The organism is Actibacterium sp. 188UL27-1, assembly GCF_016901225.1.
In the GTDB taxonomy this organism is placed as follows: Bacteria; Pseudomonadota; Alphaproteobacteria; order Rhodobacterales; family Rhodobacteraceae; genus 188UL27-1.
The window spans coordinates 45962-67268 of the sequence record NZ_JAFEUL010000014.1; the positions used below are offsets into that span (position 1 = coordinate 45962).

Consider the following 21307-nt stretch of genomic DNA (forward strand, 5'->3'; position numbering starts at 1 on the left):
TGCACATCCCATACACACACCATACATACGATCTGCGCGCCGCTGTAACGATCCGTTAAAGATTGTCTTCCTCGTCTTCGACGTCCGGTAGCGCCAGATCGACGGGCACCAGCCTCGCATTGTCGTCGCGGCGGTAACCGCTTAACCGTCCCGATACGGCATCGAAGGCCACCTCCACCACCAGACAGAGGCCAAAGGCGGCGGCGAGCTCCCGGACGGCCGGATCAAAGACCTGGGTTGTTTCCGGATCGACATCGTCAAAGGCCGCGAAGGATTGCGAGACCTCGACCAGTGCCTTGGCTGGGAAATCGAGATAGGGCCAGTCGCCGAGATCTGACCCTTCGATGTCAAGCGTCATGTCGCCGGTGCTGTATTGCGCGGCCACGAATCCCCCAGATTTGTCGTCGCGCATAACCTCAAAATTTTTAGCTCCGTTCCGGGCCATTATCAGGTCGACCAGGGCGGCAATATCACCCTCGGACGTGCCCACCAGATAGGTGTAGCCCAGCGCCACCGGCACGGGTTCCGCGGCCGTCAATTGCAATGGAGCCGGCACGGCGCGGGTTGTGCTGCTGACATCATTGCCGTCGCTGAACATGGCGTCTTCTTGCTCCACTGCGATTTGTAGGCCGTCCGTCTTCATCGCCGATACTGTGGTGAGAAATCCCGAACTATCGGTTATCATCGCGTCCCGCACGGCAAAGGCCGTAAAGCCGGCTGCCCGCATTTCTGAGATGAGGCCTTCATCATCCGTCAGCGCGATGACCGTGTCGCGTCCCATGGTATCAGGGTCGGATGTCAGCATCAGCCCACCATAGCGTTGGGTCATTTTCCCAAGATGTGCGGCCATCGCCTCGGGCGTAGGATAAGCAAAAAGGTAGGGTCGTTGTTCAGTCACGACGTTCAACGGTACGATCGTCAGGTCATAGCCTTGATCGGAGCGCCAGACCGAGGGCGCGACCTCCTCCAATTGCTCACGTTCCTGAAGTTCAGGCAGAATCGTGTGCGCCGGATCTTCATGCGCTTCATCTTCGATAATGACGTAAATCGCGGTTGCAAAGGCCACTAGCTTATCCAGTTCTCGGCGCCCAGCGGGCTATGGGCGACCAGGCCGGGCCCGGGTGTGATCGGCAAAAAGTAACTGCGTACAAAAGACCGCTGGCCGCAGATAACGACAAAGATGTTGTAGGGATTATCCGGGCTTCGGCAAAAGGCGGCATAGGCGGCCAGTTGGGCGACGGCTTTGACGCGTGCCGCATACCATTTGCGACCCGCATAGGCCGCGAACGTCATGGGACGGCGCGGTTTTCGCAACGTGCGGCGGCGCAGGAAGTTTTGGAGCATGATCCCATCGCGGTAGCGTTGATACGCGGCGCGCAGCCACCATTTTTGCTGCCGTGTACTGACAAAAGTGCGGCGGCTGATGTAGAGTGCCTGTCCTGCGACAGGTTGGGAGTATTTGGCTTCAAGCAGACAGCAACCGAACCGGTATTGTTGCCTGGCGGCAGGGGGTGGCCCGACCGTCAGACCGTCCGCCCAAATGGAGCTGCGCGGATCCATCTCGTAGGTGAGGTGTTGCACAGCCCAACCGATCCATCCCGGATCATAGATATTGTATTCGAGCGGGCCGCATTTCTGGGTCTGATATGTCACCCAGCCTTGTTTGTTGCGGGTGTCACTGGGAGCGATTTGAACCCGGACTCGCTTTGTCGGCAGGCCGGCCCGGAAGGGGGCCACAACAGCTGGGTCACAATAGATATTGCAGGCCTCGCAGAGCTCTTCATTAGTGCTCAGATTTGCGGCAGTATCCGCTTGAGCCTGAGCCGTAGCAAAGCCGCTAGGGGCGACCGGTGTGTTCATCCTGTGTCTCCGCGAGACTTACCTGGTGTGATAGATATTCGTGAAGTGTCTCAGGTTCAATCGGGGCCCTCTCAACTTTGCAAATCAGCCAGCTATTGAGCGGATTTTGGTGCCAAAAGGGTCCTTGCAACACGGCAAGGAGGCGGTGGCTTGGCGCTGTTGGATATGGCATACTGGCTTGATGCGCGGCGTTTAGTATCTCCGCCAAGTCGCAATCGATAGGGGACAGGCTGAGTAGATCAGCCAAAAGAATATCGGTGTCATCGGGATTGGGATTTGCCAGGATGTTGCGCGCGACGTTGAGCCGGATCGACTGGTCGGGCGCGGTTTCGAGATAGGTTTGGTAGACCTCGCTGGCCAGAGTCCCCCACGGATCAGGGTCATCTTGGTACAGCTTCCTGATCCGGCTTGGACCCAAAACATCAGCGAAACGCGGGTCGGCATCCGGGTGGACGCCAAGCCATGCCCATAAAATAGCGATGCGCCTGACATCGCGCGGCCCTTTGACATCGACGCTCCATGCCCACTGACGTGCGCGAGTGCACAGGTCGCGCAAGTCCTGTATTTCTGCATGCATGACATCAAGTATCGTAGGCGCTGCAGCCAGGATCGCCGCGGCGTTGTGTTGGTCGTCACGCTCTGCAGCGCGTTCAGCGAGGGCGCTTTGACCTTTGCGTAGATCAAAGCGGGGCAGACCCTGGCTGCGTCGGGTCATAGACCTTTGGCTTGGTAGCTTGTGGCGACGCGGTCGATGGCGACAAGGTAGGCCGCGGTGCGCAGGTCGGTGACATCGTCGCGTCCGCGCCAGACCTCCCGCATGGATTGGTAGGCCGTGCGCATGGTGTCATCGAGGCCGGAGCGGACCAGTTCAAGCTCGCCCGCGCCCTTCAGGTATTTGTCCTTGAAGTTCGGGGTCAGCTGCCAGCCGATGCCGGTATCGGCGCTCAGGCGTTCAAGCTCGTCCACGATCAGCTGGTGGCGGGCTTCTTCCTGGCGGCGCTGCATCCGGCCAAACCGGATATGGCTGAGGTTCTTGACCCATTCGAAATAGCTGACCGTCACACCGCCCGCATTGGCATACATGTCAGGGATGATGATTGTGCCCTTGTTGCGCAGGATCTCATCTGCGCCGGCCGTGACGGGGCCATTTGCGGCCTCGATAATCAGGGGTGCCTTGACCTGGTCGGCATTGCCGCGATGGATGACGCCTTCAAGTGCGGCGGGAACCAGAATGTCGCAATCATGCTCCAGCACCGCGGCCCCGTTTTCAACATAGGTACCGTCGGGAAACCCTTTGACGCCGCCATGGCGCCCGATCCAGTTACGCAAGGCGTCGACATCCAGCCCGGTGTCATCGACCACTGCGCCATCGCGTTCGATGATGCCGGTGACCTTGCAGCCATCCTCTTCCGATAGGAACTTGGCGGCGTGATATCCCACATTGCCAAGGCCCTGGACAACGACACGCTTGCCATGGAGCGAGCCGTCCAGCCCCGCCTCGTGCACGTCATCGATATTGCGGAAAAATTCCTGCAAGGCGTACTGGACGCCGCGGCCCGTCGCCTCGACCCGGCCAGCGATACCTCCGGCATTCAGGGGTTTGCCGGTGACGCATGCCCGCGCGTTGATGTCGGTTGTGTTCATGCGCATGTACTGATCGACCATCCATGCCATTTCGCGCTCGCCCGTGCCCATGTCGGGGGCAGGGACGTTCTGGGACGGATTGATCAGATCGCGCTTGATCAGCTCATAGGCAAATCGGCGGGTGATCTGCTCCATCTCATGTTCGTCATATTCGCGCGGGTCGATGCACAGACCCCCTTTGGAGCCGCCAAACGGTGTCTCAACAAGGGCGCATTTGAAGGTCATGAGGGCCGCGAGCGCCTCTACCTCGTCCTGGTTAACGCCCGTAGCAAAACGAATGCCGCCTTTGACGGGTTCCATATGTTCGGAATGGACAGAGCGATATCCGGTGAATGTCTTGAGTTCACCGCGCAACCGGACGCCAAAGCGCACGGTATATGTGGCGTTGCACACGCGTATCTTTTCTTCGAGGCCCGGGGGCAGCTCCATCAGCGCGACGGCCCGGTTGAACATCAGTTCAACACTCTCCCGAAAGCTCGGCTCCTGAATGGCTTGCATCTGCATCGGTGTGCTCCCTTTTTTGGCACTGTCCCTGGCGCGGTGCGGGTCACCGCCCTTTGGACCGTAGTGAGCACGTTGATTCGTTGCTAAGTAATTAAGCAGAGATGAGATCGTGGCCGTGACTGTTGCGGCAAATTGAACGGTACTTCGAAAACACGGTAAATGCGTTTGCCATCGCGACAATACCGGTGGGTTGACCCACCCCGGCCCCAATTCCGCCCTATTTTTCTGGCCTTGATCAAGCCAACCGGATTATCTGTCCGGGCTGGGATCACGAAATACAATAAGGGTGTCTGCATGACCATCCGGTTAAAAGAGTTTAAGCGCTTAAGCGCTCAAGACGCGCGTTTTTTCGCACGCGATGAAGACGGCGGTATGATCGTATTCAGCCTGTATATGCTGATCGCCATGTTAATGATTGGTGGTATCGCATTCGATTTGATGCGCTATGAGAACTTGCGCACACAATTGCAGAATACAACGGACGCTGCGACGTTGGCTGCTGCCAACCTGAACAACAGTCAGGATCCTGAATTCGTCGTAAATGACTATTTCAAGAAGGCGATCGTCTCCCAGTTTCTGAAAGATGTTAAGGTAACGCCGACGGCAACCAGCCGGACGGTGTCGGCCAAGGCTGAGGCACGGGTGGTCACCACCTTCATGCAGTGGTCTGGCGTCGATGAGTTGGAGCTGACCACGCTCGGCACGGCCCGTCAGGACGTGGGCGAGATCGAGATCGCGATGGTGCTTGACATGTCAGGGTCGATGACCCGGAACGGTCGGGAGGGCAAGCTCAAGGAAGCGGCAAAGATCTTCATCGACACGGTTTACCCAGAGCCCTTGGCCCCCCCGTCAGAGCGCCCGACGATTTCCATGATCCCCTACAATGACCAGGTTAACCTTGGTCCAAACTTCGGCCCCTACTTCAATGTTGAAGACACCCACAACTTTTCATGGTGTGTTCGTCTGCCCAGCTCTGTTTTCGAGACGGTCACATGGGATGAAGACTTGGAGTTGGAGCGGATTGCCCACTATGACCGCGTCACACATTCTGGCAATCGGCGGAAGTACCGGTCCTACAACGACCTTCCGCAGCCGCAATGCCCGACAGACAATACAAATGCGATCCTGATGCACGAATATGATCCCGTAAAACTGCGGACATATATCGAAGATGATCTGGAAGCTGATCCGTATAGCTGGACGGCCATTTCCTTGGGCGCAAAGTTTGGTGTGGCAATGCTGGACCCATCCACGAATGGTATTGTCCAGGACATCATCACCGATGATAGCACGCCCGGCGTTCCAAACCTGCTCGACGTGAATGCGGCAGATCTGCCAAAGCCGTATGACTACTTCCCGTATCCAAGTGCGACGAAGAAGGTGAAGAACATCAAAATCATGGTTTTGATGACGGATGGTCGCAATACACGCCAGTTTGACCTGAGGAATGGTGATGCAACGGGTGAACTTGACCTCAAGCGCGGCCCGTCCCCCGTCTATTTTTCCGAGCGGATCTTGAACGATGGCAATGGTGGTACGGGTGACGACATCAAAGCCTATGCCGTTAACATCAGAGAGATGTTTCCTGAGATTGCGGACGAGGATTACACCTTCTATGACTGGTACTATGCGCCCGGTATCAACGTGCCTGGTGACGGCATCAATGAGCGTATCTACTATTTCTTCGAAGAGGATCTGGGTGGAAAGTCACCTTTGGAATTCCTAGAAGAAGACGCCAATCAGACACGGCTGTCTTATCCCACGCTCTACGGAAGCCGCACAGTTTCCTACATCTCGAACGAAATCTTCCCAAGCGACCGTTGGGCCAATGGCTACCGGTCACCTGTAGAGACCTACAACCTCTACGGCGAGTTGGACGATCAGACCGAGGACCTGTGTAAAGAGGCGCAGGACGCCGGGATCGTGATCTACGCGGTCGCCTTTGAAGCTCCGCCAGACGGTAAAGACCTGATGCGGAAATGTGCTTCGCCTGCCACGAACTTTTTCGAGGTGGAAGGTGACGAAGTGAAGGTCGCGTTCGAAACGATCGCCCGTAATATCAACCAATTGAAGTTGACACAGTAAACCCATGTTTAAATCGTTTGCACGGCATCTGCGCCGGTTCGGGCGGCAGACAAAGGGATCGGCCTCGATTGAGTTCGTGATCGTATTCCCGGCCTTCATGCTCTTGTTTGTCTCTGCGTTCGAGGCTGGTCTCATGCAGATCCGTGCGACGATGTTGGAGCGCGGTCTGGACCTTGCGGTTCGGGAAGTGCGCCTGAGCACGGGGAGCACGCCAAGCTATGATGAATTGAAGGTGATGATTTGCGATGGTGCAGGTCTGATCCCCAATTGTCTCTCGAGCTTGCGGCTTGAAATGAAACGCATCGATCCGCGCGTCGGATTGTCTGGCGGCGAACAGGCGCAATGCATCGACCGTAGATTGGATGTCCAGCCGGTTGTCCGCTACGACGTGGGGGCTGAGAATGACCTGATGTTGTTGCGGGCGTGTGTCTTGTTCACGCCGCTTGCGCCAACCACGGGGTTGGGTTTTCAGTTGGCAGGTGGGGATGCTGATGGTGAATACGCTTTGATTTCCATGTCTGCTTATGTGAGCGAACCGCTATGATCCGCTGCCTTAAATACTTGTCCGGTTTCTGCAAATCCACCCAGGGTTCCATCTCCGTTGAGTCGGTCTTGATGTTCCCGATGTTGGCGCTCGCGATGATGTCGACTTACATCTATTTCGATGCGTTCAAGGCCAAGAATACCAACCTCAAGGCCGTTTACACGATTGCGGATGCCATTGGCCGTGAAGGTGCAATCAACGACACGTATCTTGATACGATGCACCGGTTGCTGAATTTCCTGACCAACTCAAACCATCCTACAAGATTGCGGGTCACGTTGGTTCAATGCGCGGAAGCGGCGACATGCAAGGACTCTGAACCCGGATCAATGGTGTATGACGTGGTCTGGTCGCAGGTTCGGGGCAACAATATCAATGCCTGGACTGACGCAAACATCAACGATTTGCGGAGCCGCCTTCCGGTTTTCCCAAAAGGCGACTCGCTATTGGTGGTGGAAATCGCGATGGCCTATGAACCGATCTTCAATGTTGGGTTCCCCGCGCTGAGCATCGACAACCTGGCTGTTACCCGGGCACGGTTCATCCCCCCCTACATTTGCTGGGAACAGGGTCCGGGCGAATTTGAATGCCCGTTCGGTATGCCGCCACCGGCCGACGCCCCCAGCGATGACGACCCCGATCGCGACACGCCGGGCTAAGTTTGATCAGGCGCTGGGGTCGTCTGCAATCTCTGCAGCAAGAATGTCGGCCATGGCTTTGGTCTGGCCGGCACCGCAGACACCACCCACCCCAATCCGTCGGCCGAACCGCCACCACAGGCCTGGAGCCCAAACAGATGGTGCGGTTGTGTTGGTCACAACCAGAAAACCGTTCGACGGTTTGAAGGCAAAGGCGCCACGTTCCACCCTTTTAATCTGTTGGACCTGCGCCAGGACGTCGCCGTTTGTGGTGATCAACGCGTCCTTTGTCAGAACCAACCCCTGCCGCGTCGCGGCCCACAGCCGGTACCCAAAGGCTAGGACGGCACAGCCAAACAATGCCAGCACACTGCGCTGTATCAGGCCAGCCTCCCCCAGATCCAAGGCCAGCCACAGGATCAACCCGCCCAACGACCCCAAGACGGCAATGGCAAACCATCGCCGCGCCGGGGCGGGCGAAACGCGGGCCAGCACTGTTTCAGTCATTCCGGGCTCCCGTCATGTGATCCCCTTGCATTAGGCCCGTTGCTACGGCGTGTTCAAGCACCGCTTGAACCAACCCCCACCCACATCCTATGTGTTGCTGTACCGTGACCCAACCAAAGGCGATCCCGATGATTTTGTCCCCCGATATCCGCACCTTTGACGCTCAACCCGGGGGAGGGGCCGACAGTCTGGGCGATTTGCCGGAATGGGATCTGACAGATTTGTATTCCGGGCCGGATGCGCCGGAATTGAAGCGCGATCTGGATTGGCTGGAAAAGGCCTGTTCGGATTTCGCCCGCGATTTCGAAGGCAAGCTGGCGGATCTGGACGCAAAGGGCATGTTGGATTGTGTGCTGCGCTACGAAAAGATCGATATGATTGCCGGGCGTGTCATGTCGTTTGCGGGGTTACGCTATTATCAAGATACCGCTGATGGGGAACGCGCGCAGTTCATGGGCAATTGTCAGGAACGGTTGACCGTTTTTACGACTGCGCTGGTGTTCTTCAGCCTTGAGATCAATCGGATCGAGGATGATCATCTGATGGGTCTGTTCCGGGCCGATGATGATCTGGCGCGCTATAAACCGATTTTTGATAAATTGCGGGCGCTAAAGCCCTATCAATTGTCGGATGAACTTGAAAAATTCCTACACGACCAAAGCACCGTGGGATCCGCCGCGTGGAACCGATTGTTCGATGAAACGGTCGCCGCGCTGACCTTTGACGTCAACGGTGAAACGTTGAGCCTTGAGGCGGCAACGACCTTGTTGACCGACAAGGACCGCGACGTGCGAGAGGCTGCCGCCCGCGAACTCGCGCGTGTCTTTGGGGAGAATGTGCGCCTGTTCAGCCGCGTGCATAACACATTGGCCAAGGAGAAAGAGATCGAGGATCGTTGGCGCGGCATGCCCACACCCCAGACCGGTCGCCACCTGTCCAACCAGGTCGAGCCGGAAGTGGTCGAGGCGCTGCGGGATGCCGTGGTCGCCGCCTATCCCAAACTGTCGCATCGCTATTACGCGCTGAAGGCCAAATGGATGGGGCTGGACGAGCTGCAAGTTTGGGACCGCAACGCGCCGCTGCCCATGGATGACGATACCATCGTCGGTTGGGAAGATGCGCAAAAGACCGTGTTGGAAGCTTATTCGGCATTTTCACCACAGATGGCCGACATCGCGCAGCCTTTCTTTACCAAAGGGTGGATCGATGCGGGCGTGAAGCCGGGTAAAGCCCCCGGGGCCTTTGCCCATCCGACCGTGGCCGATGTTCATCCCTACGTGATGCTCAACTACCTGGGCAAACCACGCGACGTGATGACCCTGGCCCATGAGCTGGGCCATGGTGTGCATCAGGTGTTGGCGGCAGGGCAAGGCGAATTGCTGAGCTCAACCCCGCTGACCCTGGCCGAAACGGCCAGCGTGTTTGGTGAAATGCTGACCTTCCGCAAGCTGCTCGACAACGCCGCCGATGATGACCAGCGCAAGGTCCTGTTGGCGGGCAAGGTTGAGGATATGATCAACACGGTCGTGCGCCAGATCGCATTCTATGATTTCGAATGCAAGTTGCATGAGGCCCGCGGCAAATCCGAACTGACGGTCGAGGATATCAACGCTCTGTGGATGAGTGTGCAGGCCGAAAGCCTTGGCCCCGTCTTTACCTTCATGGAAGGGTATGAGACGTTTTGGTCCTACATACCGCATTTCGTCCATTCGCCGTTCTATGTGTACGCCTATGCATTTGGCGATGGATTGGTGAATGCGCTTTACGCGGTCTATGAAGAGGGCGATCCGGATTTTCAGGACAAGTATTTCGAGATGCTGAAAGCCGGTGGATCCAAGCACCACAAAGAACTGTTGGCCCCCTTTGGCCTGGATGCCAGTGATCCCAAGTTCTGGGACAAGGGCCTGTCCATGATCTCTGGCTTCATTGACGAGCTTGAGGCGATGGAGCGCTGATCCCTCGCAATGGTAGTTTTTAAGATAAACAACTGAGCAGGTTGTATAGTTTGCCCATCCTTGTAGTTCGCTTCCAATAGATTTTGCCACAATTTTTTCTTTGGAGACACCCATGGCCAATAAGGCAATAACCACCGACTCGACCGGCTGGCTGCGCGTAAAGCTGTCCGGCGGCACGATCATTTCGCTTCCTAAACACCTGAAGGTAGACTTCACCGGGCGCAGTGGCGGACGCGACCATTTCAAGATCATGGAGAAGGCGTAAACGAGGGTAAGGTAGCCTCGGTTTCGCAGAAATCCGGCACCACGTCCTGGTTGGGGAGTCGGCCAAGTTATAGTCCGGCTGCCAGCCTGGTTTTCGATATCGCGAAATCCGAGCTGAAATTTGGTTCCGATGTCATCGGGTCCATCACCGACCTAACAAACCCGATCCCCAACGGGGTCCATGATGTGCAGATACCGGATTTTCCCCATTCGCTGGGCCAGTCCTATCTGTCAAAAATGCCAGGCTGGCGCTGACTTGGTTCCATATCGGTAAGGGCGAGGCCAGGCCGGGCAATGACAGATATCTTGATGTGGGCAGGGTGAGCGCTGGTTGCGTCACAGTGAACGCGCAGGCGAAATAGGATGGGCTATGTGCAGCGCTGATGCTGTGCCGTGCGGGAGGGACCAAGAATGTCGGGACGATTGAAGTTAAGTAGCGTTGCCTTGGGTCTGGCAGTTTTGGCAGCCCCGCTGGCGGCCCAAGCGCTGGGTGATCTGCGCAATTCAATCATCATTGCGGGCACTGAACCTGCCAGCGATGTCCAAGCTGCGGCGCAGATGACCGAGCAGGCGAAGGCGGGCGCTGACGGTCCGTTTGGCCCACAGGTCAAGCTTTGGTGCGAGGCTGCCCTGTTCGCCGCCACTCTGGAGCGCGTTCATAACTGCGCACGCGCCCGTATTGGCGCTGTGGCCGATGCATCGAACCCGCAGCCTTCAAGAGGGGAGGCTGATGCCATCGCCCGCGCCATGGGCCGCGATATTCTAATTGCTGCAACAGGTCTGACTGCGGCGGCACCCGACGACGTGCGTGCAGCCTATGAAACGGATCTGGCTTGCCTAGATGGGCGGGACGACGCCTGCACCGGGCCGCTGACGATCCAACCTTAACGATCCACTTTCAGCCTGGCTGCAAAGCCCATGACATTGTTCGGAGGCGGAACGCGCCTCCAGCCGCGATGCCTCCAGGGCGACCGGTTTTTCGCAAAGCACGTGTTTGCCTGCCTCCAGCGCCTTGAACGTCCAGCCCGCATGCAGATGGTTCGGCAGGGGGATGTAGACCGCATCGACCCCGCGTTGGCCGACAGGGCATCATAGCTGCCATGGATCCGCAGATCGGGTCGAAAGGCCTTAACGCCAGCGATATTCTCTGGGTTTGACGTGGCAAGTGCAACAAGATCAGCATCTTTTGCCGTGTGAATGGCGGGGGCATATGCTACCGCGCAAATTTGGCTGCACCCAAAATGCCCCAGCGGATTGTCCGTGTCATGCCGTCCCCCTTGCGTTTGCGGCAGGCTATCCAAGCGGTTGACCGCCCCCAACCGGAAAATCCCGAAATAGCTGCCCGTTTTCCGGCGGACGGCATCCCGCGCGCGCGTTAAGGTCTGGCCATGCTGTTTGTCTTGCCCAGTGATGACACGCTCTATCAGGCGCTTTTGGATCGCGACCCGAGTTATGACGGGCGTGCCTATGTGGGCGTCACGACCACGGGCGTTTTTTGCCGGCTGACATGTCCGGCGCGCAAACCAAAGCGCGAAAACAGCGTTTTCCATGAAACCGTTGCTGCCTGCATGGAGGCCGGGTTTCGCCCCTGCAAGCGGTGTCAGCCCCTGGCCGTTTCCGATCAGCCCGTGGTCACTGATCTGATCGGGGCTTTGCAGGAGAACCCGGCCCATCGCTGGCGCGAGGGCGACATCGCCGCCCGCGGCCATGATCCGTCAACGGTGCGGCGGGTGTTCAAGCGTCAATTCGGGATGACCTTTTTGGATATGGCGCGATTAACCCGCCTGCGCCTGGGGGCCGAGGCGCTGACCGAAGGTGGGCGGGTGATCGATGCACAATTGGATGCCGGGTTCAGTTCCGCCAGCGGTTTTCGCGCGGCGTTCGCCCAGATGCTGGGGGTGCCGCCGGGCAGCTTGCGGGACGATGCGATGCTCAAGGCCGATTGGATCGACACGCCGCTTGGGGCGATGATTGCCGTTAGCGACCGCCATGCGCTGCATGTATTGGAATTTCATGGGCGCAAGGCGCTGCGCACCGAATTGGCCACCTTGCAAACCCGCAATCGCACCAAGATCGGGGTCGGGCGATTTGGCCCGACCGATCAGATCGCGGGTGAGTTGGAGGCGTATTTTGCCGGGCGCTCTGCCGCCTTTGATACCCCACTGGCCCTGTCGGGTACGCCTTTTAACCGCACCGTCTGGGATGCTTTGCGGCAGATCCCGGCAGGGCAAACCTGCAGCTATGCCGAACTGGCCCAGGCCATTGGCCAACCCACCGCCACCCGTGCGGTGGCCCGCGCCAATGGTGCCAATCAGATTGCCATCGTTATTCCCTGTCACCGCGTCATTGGAACGGATGGCACGCTCACGGGTTATGGCGGTGGGCTGTGGCGCAAACGCTGGCTCAATGATCACGAACGCACATTCACCACGCAAAAGGCCCCCTGAGATGACTTTGAAAGAAAATGCCGAAGCGCTGTCCGCCCTCCATGTCAAAGGCGATCCGCTCGTTTTGTACAACATCTGGGATGCGGGCAGCGCCCGTGCGGTCCAGGCGGCAGGCGCCCGCGCGGTTGCCACAGGCAGCTGGTCCGTGGCCGGGGCGCAGGGCTTTGACGATGGGCAGACCCTGCCGATTGAGATGTTGATCCTGTTGGTCACGCAGATCACCCGGGTCAGCGATGTGCCTGTCACGGTGGATTTCGAAGGTGCCTATGCGACCGATCCACAGGGTTGCGCCGATAATGTGGTTCGCCTGATGCAAACCGGCGCCGCCGGGATCAACTTTGAGGATCAGGTTGTGGGCGGTACGGGGTTGCACAGCATTGATGAACAGGTCGCCCGCATTGCAGCCATTCGGCTGGCTGCGGACGGGCAGGGTGTTCCGCTGGTTTTGAATGCACGCACCGACCTGTTTTTGAAAGAGCCGGATCCGGCCAAACATGCCGGTCTGATGGGGGATGCCCTGACCCGCGCCTCTGCCTATCAGGGGGCCGGGGCAAGCTGCTTTTTCGCGCCCGGTTTGACGGATGACCGCCTGATCGCCGCTTTGTGCGAAACAGCGGGTCTGCCGGTCAACGTCATGAAGGGCCCAAAGACATCGGATATCGCGACCCTGGCCAGCCTGGGCGTGTCACGGGTCAGTTTTGGCCCCGGACCATTCAGATCGGCGATGAAGACCTTGGAAGCCGATGCAAAGGCAGCGTTGGGCATGTCCTGACAGCCCGATGGGCCGATCACATTGTCGAGGATGATCCGACCGGCCCAGCCAATCTTTGTCAGGCGACCGCCATGCCCTTTTCAGAGGCGAGGTCCCGCATCCGTTTCTGCAGCTTTTCAAAGGCGCGCACCTCGATCTGGCGAATGCGCTCGCGGCTGACATCATATTCCCCGCTCAGCTCTTCCAGCGTCATCGGGTTATCGCGCAGGCGGCGCTGCTCCAGAATGTTGCGTTCCCGCTCGTTCAACACATCCATGGCGTTGGCCAGCAGTTCGCGGCGCACGGTCAACTCGTCGGCCTCTTCATAGGCGCCGGCCTGATCGGCATCTTCATCTTCCAGCCAATCCTGCCACTGGGTTGTCGTATCCCCGTCTGATCCGACGGTCGCATTCAGGGACGCATCCCCACCCGACAACCGCCGGTTCATGGAGATCACTTCCTGCTCGGTCACGTTCAGATCGTTGGCGATCTTTTGCACATGTTCGGGCCGCAAATCCCCGTCTTCCAATGCGCCTATGCGGTTCTTGGCCTTGCGTAGGTTGAAAAACAGCTTCTTTTGCGCGCTGGTCGTGCCCAGTTTCACCAGGCTCCACGAACGCAGGATATATTCCTGGATCGAGGCGCGGATCCACCACATCGCATAAGTGGCCAGGCGAAAGCCCTTTTCCGGGTCAAACCGCTTGACGGCCTGCATCAAGCCGACATTCGCCTCGGAAATCACCTCGGCCTGGGGCAGGCCATAGCCACGATAGCCCATGGCAATCTTGGCGGCCAAACGCAGGTGGCTGGTCACCATCTGGTGGGCGGCGTCGGTATCCTCACGCTCAACCCAGGCCTTGGCCAGCATATATTCCTGCTCGGGCTCCAGCATGGGGAACCGGCGGATCTGTTGCATATAGCGGGATAATCCGCCTTCGGGTGTGGGGGCGGGAAGTGTCGAATAATTACCCATCTGATCCCTCCTTACTTTCTTCGTTAACTATTAGCTAGGTAACTGAACTGCGCCGTTCAAGTTACGTGTCGTAACTTTCGGCATCTTACGGTATGCAATGCTCAGAAATCCTGAAGAAACCCTGAATGTTTCAGGGCCGCGCGAGATTGTGCGAAAGATGACCAAACGGGCAGGGGGCTGCCCGCGGTCACGTCAGCAGATCGCCAGACGTTTAATCGGCCAGGGCGGCGATCAAATCGTCCATATCCCGGGGCAATGCCGCCTCAAACGCCATTGCCGCACCACTGACCGGGTGGATGAACCCAAGCGATGCGGCATGCAGCGCCTGACGGGCAAACCCTGCGGCAGCCGTAACGCCCGCAGCCCCCACTGCCTTGGCCGACAGCTTGCGCCGCCCGCCATAGACCGGATCGCCAATCAGGCCGTGGCCGATATGGGCCAGGTGAACGCGGATCTGATGGGTGCGCCCGGTTTCCAACCGACACGCCACCAATGCGGCCACAGCAGGCGTGCCGAACCGCGCGACCACACGCAGCCGCGTCACGGCATGCCGCCCGCCCGTCCACAGCACAGCCTGCCGCTGCCGGTCGGTTTTGTGGCGGGCCAGTTGCGTGGTGACCCGCAACATATCCCCGCTTTCCCAATGGGTGCCGCGCAGGCCGCGGATGCGGGGATCGGCGGCCTCCGGCACGCCATTCACGACCGCCAGATATTCGCGGTCGACCGTGTGGGCGGCAAACTGGTCAGTCAGACCGTGATGGGCCGCATCCGATTTGGCCACAACCAACAGGCCGCTGGTATCCTTGTCGATCCGGTGGACGATGCCGGGGCGCTTTTCCCCGCCGATCCCGCTCAGATCCCCGCCGAAATGGTGCAGCAGCCCGTTGACCAACGTGCCGGAGGGGGAGCCTGGCGCCGGATGCACCACCATCCCCGCGGGCTTGTTCACCACCAGCAGGTCGGGGTCTTCATGCACGATCTCCAGATCCATGGCCTCGGCCACGGTCTCAACCTCCGCGGCGCCGGGTACGGCAATCTCGATCACGTCGGCTTCGTTCACCCGGATCTTGCAATCGGTTAGCGCAACCCCGGCGCGCGTGACCACGCCGTCTTCAATCAACCGTGCCAAGCGGGTCCGGCTCAGCGCTGCCGCCTCTGGCACATCCCGCGCCAGCGCCTTATCAAGGCGCGCGGGCGGGTGCGGCCCGATCACGATTGTGACGATGCGACAAGGGGGCGGCATGGCAGACACTCCGGACGATGGCCCCACACCGGGCACCCTTCGCTTTCTCAAGGTTCTGGTCACCGGCCTGACGGCCATCATGGCCCTTGGGATGGTAACGCTGGTTGTGCTCTTTATCACCCGGTTTCCCGGGGTGCAAAGCGTGCCGCTGCCAGACACAATCACGCTACCGGACGGCGCCACGGCTACAGCCTTCACGACCGGTCCGGATTGGTACGCTGTCGTGACGGCACAGAATCAGATCCTGATCTTTGACCGCCAGACCGGCGCGATGCGCCAAGAAATTACCATCCGACCGCAGACAGACTGATTTTGTGAAAATAGTTTCGCGCCCCGGCACGTAGATCCCGCAGGGGTTTGACAAGGTGCGATTATGACAGAAACCGATTTCACGGTCGTCGTGATGATGCGAGAGCCGCGCGATATCGCGGCGCGTTTCATTGAATATTATTTGCGGGCGGGGGCGGCAAAGATCCGTCTGTTTTTTGACGGCGATCCGGTCGCCTTGCGGGATCTGGCCACGGATCGGGTGGAGATCACGGCCTGTGACGATCAGTTATGGCAAAAGATCGGTGTCAAACGGCGCAGCTCGGTCGAGGAGCGTCAGTGGGACGTGGCCTACCATGCGTTCAAAACGCTGCAGACCGATTGGATGCTTTTCGTTGATGCGGATGAATATGTCTTTGGGGACCGGCCGATTGCCGATTTTCTGGCCGCGATCCCGACGGGCCATGACGTGATCCGCCTGCCGACGGCAGAGGCGGTCTGGTGCCGCGCCGACAGGTCGAATGACCCATTTTCAAGCACGGCCTTTCGATGCGCGCTCCCGTCAAAATGGGCGCCGCTGCGGCGCCTGATCTATCTGCGGTATTACAGCTTTTTCTCTTGGCGCGGCCTGATCGGACATGCGGAAGGCAAGCAATTCATCCGTAAAGGAGCAAAGATCGACGGGTTGACCTGTCACCAGGCGCGGCTTGGCTCCCAGATGGTTGGCCTGTGGGCGCCCGAGATCGGGCCCGACTTTCATCATATTTATCTGGGTCATTTCGATGCGATCGGTCTGGATCACTGGCGAGAGAAGTGGCGGCGCAGGCATTCGGGGGAGGCGATCTATATCACCCTCTCCCCCGCGCGGCGGCGGCAGATGGCCACGGTGGAACGGGCCGGGGCGGAAGGCACCGATGCCTTTCGCCGCCTGTTTCGCAAGCTCTATGGCCTGTCGTCGTTTCAGTTTGCGGCGTTGCGGCTTTTGGGCTGTGCGTTTCGCCGCGACGTCTTTGGCGAGATTGGGATGGGGCACCAGTCCCGCACCGAGACGACGATGTAGACGGCCTGTATAATGGGCCAATCCCGCCCGGATCTGCCCCGAATTGACCCCTTTTGCCGCCTTTAGGTGCCATATTCGGTTGCTTTGCTATGCGGAACGTAGGCAGCACAAGCAGGTCAATATGGGATCGGAATTCAGCATTGTGGTGATGATGCGCGAAACGCGCGAGATCGCAGAGCATTTCATTGCTTACTATCTTCACCTCGGCGCTGCGCGGATCCGGATCTTTTATGATGGTGATGCTGATGTTCTGCAAGGTCTGGCCGGGGACCGGGTGCAGATCACCACATGTGATAGCTCCTTCTGGCACAGCATCGGCACCACCGCGGATGCTGGGTTCAAGACGCGCGCCTGCGCCGTGGTCAACCATGGCTTTCGCACACTCGACACGGATTGGATGCTGGCGGTGGACAGCGATGAATTCGTCTTTGGTGGCCAGCCCATCGCGACATTGCTGAAATCCTTGCCCGACGAGGTTGAGGTCATGCGCCTGCCCGTGGCAGAGGCGGTGTGGCGGCCAGGTGATGCGTCTGACGCGGCCTTTTCCAGCACTGCCTTTCGCGTGGCCTTGCCTTCCGGTTTGACGGCCCTGCGCCATGCGCTTTACCCGCGCAATGCCCGGTTTCTCACCCGGCACGGCTTGTTGGGCCATGCGGAAGGCAAGCAATTCATTCGCCGCGGGGCGCAGATCGACCGGCTGACATGTCACCGTGCCTATCGGGGGGACTGCGCGGTGGGGGAGTGGGCACAGCGGATCGATCCCGGCCTGCGTGATCTTTATGTCGGGCATTTCGATGCGATCGGTTTGTCTCGTTGGACCCAGAAATGGCGCAGCCGATCCTGCAGTGATACCGCCCATGACCGGCTGTCCCCGTCCCGCACCCGGCAGATGCACGCGATTGCGGCGGCGACCCGCAGCGGTGCGACCTCGCCCCGTCAGATGTTTCGCGACCTCTACCGGCTATCCAGCTGGCAATATGCGGTCTTGTCCATGCTGGGATGCGCGTTCCAGCGGTCGATCTTTGCAGACCTGAACGTCGCTTCGCCGGATGGGGCGCTTAAAGATGTAGGTTGGTGGTACCACCTCCCCGGCTCGAACGGGGGACCTCTTGATCCACAATCAAGCGCTCTAACCTACTGAGCTAAGGCGGCACAGGTTTGTGAGATAAACCGCCCATTGGGCCAATGCAAGTCACTTTGCTCAAGGAACGTCACCGGTCCGTCAGGTCAATCTCCCAACGCTGTTCGATCAGATCGCAGCCAAAAGAGTGTACCGCCTGCTCGGCCAACATCGTAAAACCGTTGCGGGCATAAAGCGCGCAGGCTGCCTGGTGGCTCTTGTGAGTCCAGAGTGTCAGCCGCTGAAATCCCGTGTCCCGCGCATGGTCCAGACAGGCATCCAACAGACGTTGCCCAAGGCCCAATCCCCGTGCCGCAGGTTCCAGCAGGAACAGGCGCAACTTTGCCGTTTGGGCATCCTGGCGCACGCAAAAGATCGATCCCAAACGCTGCGCGCCGCGCACCGCAATCCAGGCCCGCTCCACGCGGTGATCGCGGTTGCGCAGGAAATCCACCAGGATCTCTGCCACCAGCGGCTCGAACGTCCAGTCAAACCCCTCGTCATCGGCATAAAGCTCCCCGTGCCGCATGATCAGCCAGCCCGCATCGCCAATCTCGATATCCCGAAGGCGCACAGCCTCTTGTCCCCGTTCCATCGCCGCGCTACCCCGATTGTCCAATGACAACAGAGGTGACCCATGGGCATCAACAAGGAAAGCGATATTTCGGCCAACCTGCAGATCGGCCCAACCAGCCAGGGCATGGTGCGCCTTTATATCGAAGGTGACGGGATCGAAATCCCCCTAGACTTCGACCCCGACGAGGCCCGCGAGATCGCGGAAGAGATCCTGGCTGCCGCAAAAACGGCCGAGGCGGGGACCAAACGCTAATCTCGGCTGTCATAGATGATGTTGCAGGTCGCCCCGTCGCGCACCAGCATCACATCGTTGTCCCAAGGGTGCTGGCCTGCATCTAGGTTTCGCATCATCCGGGCCATGTATTGCAGAGAAAACGCCGTCATCCCGGCAATCGTCTCCTCCACCGCCTGGTCCATCACAGCATCGGTGACCGTTTCGCCACTGGTGGCGGCATCGATCACCGCGGCCCCGTGCAGAAAATACCTGACCCGGGCATCTGTCTGGGCATAGAGGTCCGGGGTCATCCCCTTTTGCCCCACCAGTTCGACCTTGGCGTGAAAATATCCAGCACAGCGCAGCAGACTGTCATTCTGGCTGATCTTCCCGTCCCGCCAAAGCTGGGTCAGGTCGGTCAGTTGGCCGCGGGCGGTGGGATCTTCGACAACCACATCCAGCGGCACTTCCAGTTCCACTTGCTTGTCCGGCGCGCGGGTCTTGTCCAGAAACACGAACCCCACCGAATAGCGCCCCGGCGCAGGCACCCGGGCCGACACCGTATAACGGTCGGTGAAGTAATCCTGCTGCAGCGGATCCTGCAACACCTGCGTGGCCCGAAAGGTGTGAACGGGTTTGGCGTGAAAAACGACTTCCCCCGCGGGATTGCGGATGTTGATGTATAACTCCATCTCCTGCGCGTTCTCGGGCAGGCCCGGATGATGCTTGCCGACATTGGTCAACCGGATCACCGCGTCGATCTGCTGGCCCACTAGATAGATTTTGCCGGGCCGTTCGCTCCAACCACCCCGGGCGTTGCGGGGCAGGGTCTTGTCGACCACATAGGCCTCTATCAGCCGGATCGGATCCATGGTGGCCTGGGCGTCCTCCAGGGTCATATCGTGCTCCTCCAGGGTGATGGTTTGCCCGTCGCGTTCAATCTGTTGCGCGTAAAGTTCCGTGGCGGCGATTACATCGAGGGCGCATGCGGCGGTGACGAGGGTGTGACGTAGTCCAATCATGAAATCGTCTCCAAGTTGTCGCTCTCGCATACCGAGATACATATTTGAACAGCGTTCATATTTCAGATGCGGCGCATCCTGTCAATGCAAATGAACGCCGTTCAAAAAATCTCAATGGGAACCGGCTCACGTCAGTGTTTCCACCAGCAGATCCAGAAATCGCCGTACCCGGGGCTCCAGCAGGCGTTTGTGGGGGTAAAGCGCAAACAGCGACACCTCACCGCAATCGGTCTGCGGCAGAACCTGTTCCAATCGCCCGGTGCGCAGGTCTTCGGCCACCAGGATCTGCGGCAGCAATGCAATTCCCAAGCCGCGCAAGGCCGCGTCCCGCAACCCTGCCGCACTGTCGATGTATAGACGGTTTTGCCCCGTTGCACGGGCCCATGCCCCATCTGCGTCCTGCAGCCGCCATCCCTGCCGCGCGCCCTGGCTGGCAAATTGCAAGACAGTGTGCCGGGTCAGGTTTTCAATTCGGGCGGGACGATCGTGATCAGCCAAATAGCCTGGTGCCGCGCACAGCATGGTCGCCCCGGCCCAGATCCGCCGCGACACAAGGCTGGTATCGGGCAGGACCGTCCCGATGCGGATCGCGATGTCAAATCCGTCTTCGACGATGCTGTCGACCCGGTCAGACAAGCTCAACGCCACCCGCATGTCAGGCCATTGCGCCAGAAACGCCTGCACAACGGGCAAGATCAACTGACGCCCCAGGGCATCGGGCGCCGATACGCGCAGGGTTCCGCGGGGCGCACCGGTGCCTGCGGCCAGGCTCGCATTGGCCGCTGCGATGGCGTCCCGGATCTCAACGCCGCGATCAAATAGCACCCGGCCTTCCTCTGTCATATCCAGGGACCGGGTCGTCCGGTTCAACAGGCGGGTGCCGTATCCCGCTTCCAGCCGCGCGATTGCCTTCCCAGCGGCAGAGCGGGACAGGCCAAACCGCCGCCCGCCTGACACAAAGCTACCGGCCTCAACCACGGCCAAAAACACCATGATGTCATCAACACCTGATCCCTTCATCGCCAGGCCCCTCTCGTTCGCTTCAGTGTAGAACGTAAATCGTCAATGGTTCGACATAGATGCTCTCCACCACCAGAGAAAGGGACCCCCCATGTCGACTGCCATCCAACGCTTGAACCCGCCTGCATTGCCCGATGCGGGCAAAATTGGATATTCCCAGATCTCAATCGCGGATCCGGCGCGGATTGCTTTCGTCTCTGGGCAGGTCGCTTGGCCTGTAGACGGATCAGCGACGCCTGCCAACCTGGCCGATCAGACCACGCTCATGATCGCTCACCTCCGGTCGGCGCTTGCAAGCCTCAACGCCCAGCCGTCGGATATCCTGAACTTGCGTCTTTATCTGACCGAGATCACGGAAGAGGGCCAGCAGCAGGTCATGGGCCAACTCCTCTCGTTCCTTGACGGCGCCCGGCCCAGCCTCACCGGCATCGGTGTCAAGGCCCTCGCCGCACCGGACCTGAAGATCGAGGTGGAGATGGTGGTTCAGGTCCCTGCCTAACCCGTATTTCTGTCCCTTCAGTGGCGGCTCGATGTTTAACGCCCTCTGATCGCATCGCACGGTGCGTATGTATGCTTTGTGCATGGGTTCTGCATACGCTGTGTAGCGCTTGTC

Annotated in this window: 23 protein-coding genes, 1 tRNA gene and 1 pseudogene; 13 read left to right on the plus strand and 12 right to left on the minus strand. The window is 59.2% G+C overall.

Going from position 1 to position 21307, the window contains the following annotated elements; genetic code table 11:
* Window positions 1-55 precede the first annotated feature (55 nt).
* The 4 genes from IU397_RS16540 to IU397_RS16555 form a co-directional block, all read right to left on the minus strand.
* A complete protein-coding gene (locus IU397_RS16540; RefSeq protein WP_204415875.1) occupies window positions 56-1066 on the minus strand; it encodes a hypothetical protein in 1011 nt (336 codons plus the stop codon).
* Entirely contained in the window at window positions 1066-1860 is a 795-nt protein-coding gene (locus tag IU397_RS16545) for a hypothetical protein (protein ID WP_204415877.1), read from the minus strand. The genes IU397_RS16540 and IU397_RS16545 overlap by 1 nt, the downstream gene beginning before the upstream one ends.
* On the minus strand, window positions 1838-2437 hold the full coding sequence (locus tag IU397_RS16550; RefSeq protein ID WP_204415879.1) for a hypothetical protein: 600 nt from the start codon (window positions 2435-2437) through the stop codon (window positions 1838-1840). Before IU397_RS16550 ends, IU397_RS16545 begins: the two co-directional genes overlap by 23 nt.
* Before the next feature lie 134 nt (window positions 2438-2571).
* On the minus strand, window positions 2572-4002 hold the full coding sequence (locus tag IU397_RS16555) for a Glu/Leu/Phe/Val dehydrogenase (protein ID WP_204415979.1): 1431 nt from the start codon (window positions 4000-4002) through the stop codon (window positions 2572-2574).
* 300 nt (window positions 4003-4302) lie between these two features.
* Between IU397_RS16555 and IU397_RS16560 the strand changes: the two genes are divergently transcribed.
* Genes IU397_RS16560 through IU397_RS16570 form a run of 3 tightly spaced genes read left to right on the plus strand, consistent with a single transcriptional unit; the run spans window position 4303 to window position 7296 of the window.
* Complete coding sequence (locus IU397_RS16560) at window positions 4303-6093, plus strand: Tad domain-containing protein (RefSeq protein WP_204415881.1); 1791 nt, start codon at window positions 4303-4305, stop codon at window positions 6091-6093.
* A gap of 4 nt (window positions 6094-6097) precedes the next feature.
* On the plus strand, window positions 6098-6637 hold the full coding sequence (locus IU397_RS16565; protein ID WP_204415883.1) for a TadE/TadG family type IV pilus assembly protein: 540 nt from the start codon (window positions 6098-6100) through the stop codon (window positions 6635-6637).
* Window positions 6634-7296 carry a TadE/TadG family type IV pilus assembly protein gene (locus tag IU397_RS16570; RefSeq protein ID WP_204415884.1) on the plus strand — a complete coding sequence of 221 codons (663 nt, stop codon included), beginning with the start codon at window positions 6634-6636 and terminating at the stop codon, window positions 7294-7296. Before IU397_RS16565 ends, IU397_RS16570 begins: the two co-directional genes overlap by 4 nt.
* 6 nt (window positions 7297-7302) lie before the next feature.
* On the opposite strand, the gene IU397_RS16575 is transcribed toward IU397_RS16570, so the two are convergent.
* Window positions 7303-7782: a hypothetical protein gene (locus IU397_RS16575; protein WP_204415885.1), complete on the minus strand. Its 480-nt coding sequence runs from the start codon at window positions 7780-7782 to the stop codon at window positions 7303-7305.
* A gap of 128 nt (window positions 7783-7910) precedes the next feature.
* On the opposite strand from IU397_RS16575, the gene IU397_RS16580 reads away from it, so the two are divergent.
* From IU397_RS16580 to IU397_RS16590, 3 genes are all read left to right on the plus strand, one after another.
* Window positions 7911-9737 (plus strand): M3 family oligoendopeptidase, encoded by a 1827-nt coding sequence (locus tag IU397_RS16580; RefSeq protein WP_204415886.1) that lies wholly within the window; start codon window positions 7911-7913, stop codon window positions 9735-9737.
* Between the two features lie 112 nt (window positions 9738-9849).
* The gene (locus IU397_RS16585) at window positions 9850-10002 is read left to right on the plus strand and encodes a hypothetical protein (RefSeq protein ID WP_204415887.1); all 153 of its coding nucleotides are present in this window, start codon (window positions 9850-9852) and stop codon (window positions 10000-10002) included.
* A 410-nt stretch (window positions 10003-10412) separates the two neighbouring features.
* Window positions 10413-10889, plus strand: coding sequence for a hypothetical protein (locus IU397_RS16590; RefSeq protein ID WP_204415888.1), 477 nt, complete (start codon window positions 10413-10415; stop codon window positions 10887-10889).
* Here the strand turns inward: IU397_RS16590 and IU397_RS23980 are convergent.
* The gene (locus tag IU397_RS23980) at window positions 10839-11054 is read right to left on the minus strand and encodes a Gfo/Idh/MocA family oxidoreductase (protein WP_204415981.1); all 216 of its coding nucleotides are present in this window, start codon (window positions 11052-11054) and stop codon (window positions 10839-10841) included. The two genes, IU397_RS16590 and IU397_RS23980, sit on opposite strands and share 51 nt — an antisense overlap.
* A gap of 335 nt (window positions 11055-11389) precedes the next feature.
* On the opposite strand from IU397_RS23980, the gene IU397_RS16600 reads away from it, so the two are divergent.
* Entirely contained in the window at window positions 11390-12448 is a 1059-nt protein-coding gene (locus tag IU397_RS16600) for a bifunctional transcriptional activator/DNA repair enzyme AdaA (RefSeq protein WP_204415889.1), read from the plus strand.
* A 1-nt stretch (window position 12449) separates the two neighbouring features.
* Window positions 12450-13220 (plus strand): isocitrate lyase/phosphoenolpyruvate mutase family protein, encoded by a 771-nt coding sequence (locus tag IU397_RS16605; protein WP_204415890.1) that lies wholly within the window; start codon window positions 12450-12452, stop codon window positions 13218-13220.
* Window positions 13221-13278: 58 nt separating this feature from the next.
* On the opposite strand, the gene rpoH is transcribed toward IU397_RS16605, so the two are convergent.
* Entirely contained in the window at window positions 13279-14172 is an 894-nt protein-coding gene (gene rpoH, locus IU397_RS16610; RefSeq protein ID WP_204415891.1) for an RNA polymerase sigma factor RpoH, read from the minus strand.
* Between the two features lie 211 nt (window positions 14173-14383).
* Window positions 14384-15415, minus strand: a complete 1032-nt coding sequence (locus tag IU397_RS16615; RefSeq protein ID WP_204415892.1) for an RluA family pseudouridine synthase — start codon at window positions 15413-15415, stop codon at window positions 14384-14386.
* Between IU397_RS16615 and IU397_RS16620 the strand changes: the two genes are divergently transcribed.
* The 3 genes and pseudogenes from IU397_RS16620 to IU397_RS23985 form a co-directional block, all read left to right on the plus strand.
* On the plus strand, window positions 15414-15725 hold the full coding sequence (locus IU397_RS16620; protein WP_204415893.1) for a DUF6476 family protein: 312 nt from the start codon (window positions 15414-15416) through the stop codon (window positions 15723-15725). The two genes, IU397_RS16615 and IU397_RS16620, sit on opposite strands and share 2 nt — an antisense overlap.
* Window positions 15726-15788: 63 nt before the next feature.
* Window positions 15789-16742 (plus strand): glycosyltransferase family 2 protein, encoded by a 954-nt coding sequence (locus tag IU397_RS16625; RefSeq protein WP_204415894.1) that lies wholly within the window; start codon window positions 15789-15791, stop codon window positions 16740-16742.
* A 151-nt stretch (window positions 16743-16893) separates the two neighbouring features.
* Window positions 16894-17160: pseudogene (locus IU397_RS23985) on the plus strand (glycosyltransferase family 2 protein); the annotation flags it as partial.
* 657 nt (window positions 17161-17817) lie between these two features.
* Here IU397_RS23985 and IU397_RS16635 read toward each other — a convergent pair.
* A tRNA-His gene (locus tag IU397_RS16635) sits at window positions 17818-17894 on the minus strand.
* A gap of 59 nt (window positions 17895-17953) precedes the next feature.
* Window positions 17954-18457, minus strand: a complete 504-nt coding sequence (locus tag IU397_RS16640; protein WP_204415896.1) for a GNAT family N-acetyltransferase — start codon at window positions 18455-18457, stop codon at window positions 17954-17956.
* 42 nt (window positions 18458-18499) lie between these two features.
* Between IU397_RS16640 and IU397_RS16645 the strand changes: the two genes are divergently transcribed.
* Window positions 18500-18691, plus strand: a complete 192-nt coding sequence (locus tag IU397_RS16645; RefSeq protein ID WP_204415897.1) for a DUF6324 family protein — start codon at window positions 18500-18502, stop codon at window positions 18689-18691.
* Here IU397_RS16645 and IU397_RS16650 read toward each other — a convergent pair.
* Both IU397_RS16650 and IU397_RS16655 read right to left on the minus strand, forming a co-directional pair.
* Window positions 18688-19674, minus strand: coding sequence for a hypothetical protein (locus IU397_RS16650; protein ID WP_204415899.1), 987 nt, complete (start codon window positions 19672-19674; stop codon window positions 18688-18690). The two genes, IU397_RS16645 and IU397_RS16650, sit on opposite strands and share 4 nt — an antisense overlap.
* 126 nt (window positions 19675-19800) lie before the next feature.
* Window positions 19801-20694 (minus strand): LysR family transcriptional regulator, encoded by an 894-nt coding sequence (locus tag IU397_RS16655; protein ID WP_204415901.1) that lies wholly within the window; start codon window positions 20692-20694, stop codon window positions 19801-19803.
* A gap of 91 nt (window positions 20695-20785) precedes the next feature.
* Here IU397_RS16655 and IU397_RS16660 point away from each other — a divergent pair, with 91 nt between their 5' ends.
* Window positions 20786-21193 carry a RidA family protein gene (locus IU397_RS16660; protein WP_204415903.1) on the plus strand — a complete coding sequence of 136 codons (408 nt, stop codon included), beginning with the start codon at window positions 20786-20788 and terminating at the stop codon, window positions 21191-21193.
* The last annotated feature ends 114 nt before the right edge of the window (window positions 21194-21307 follow it).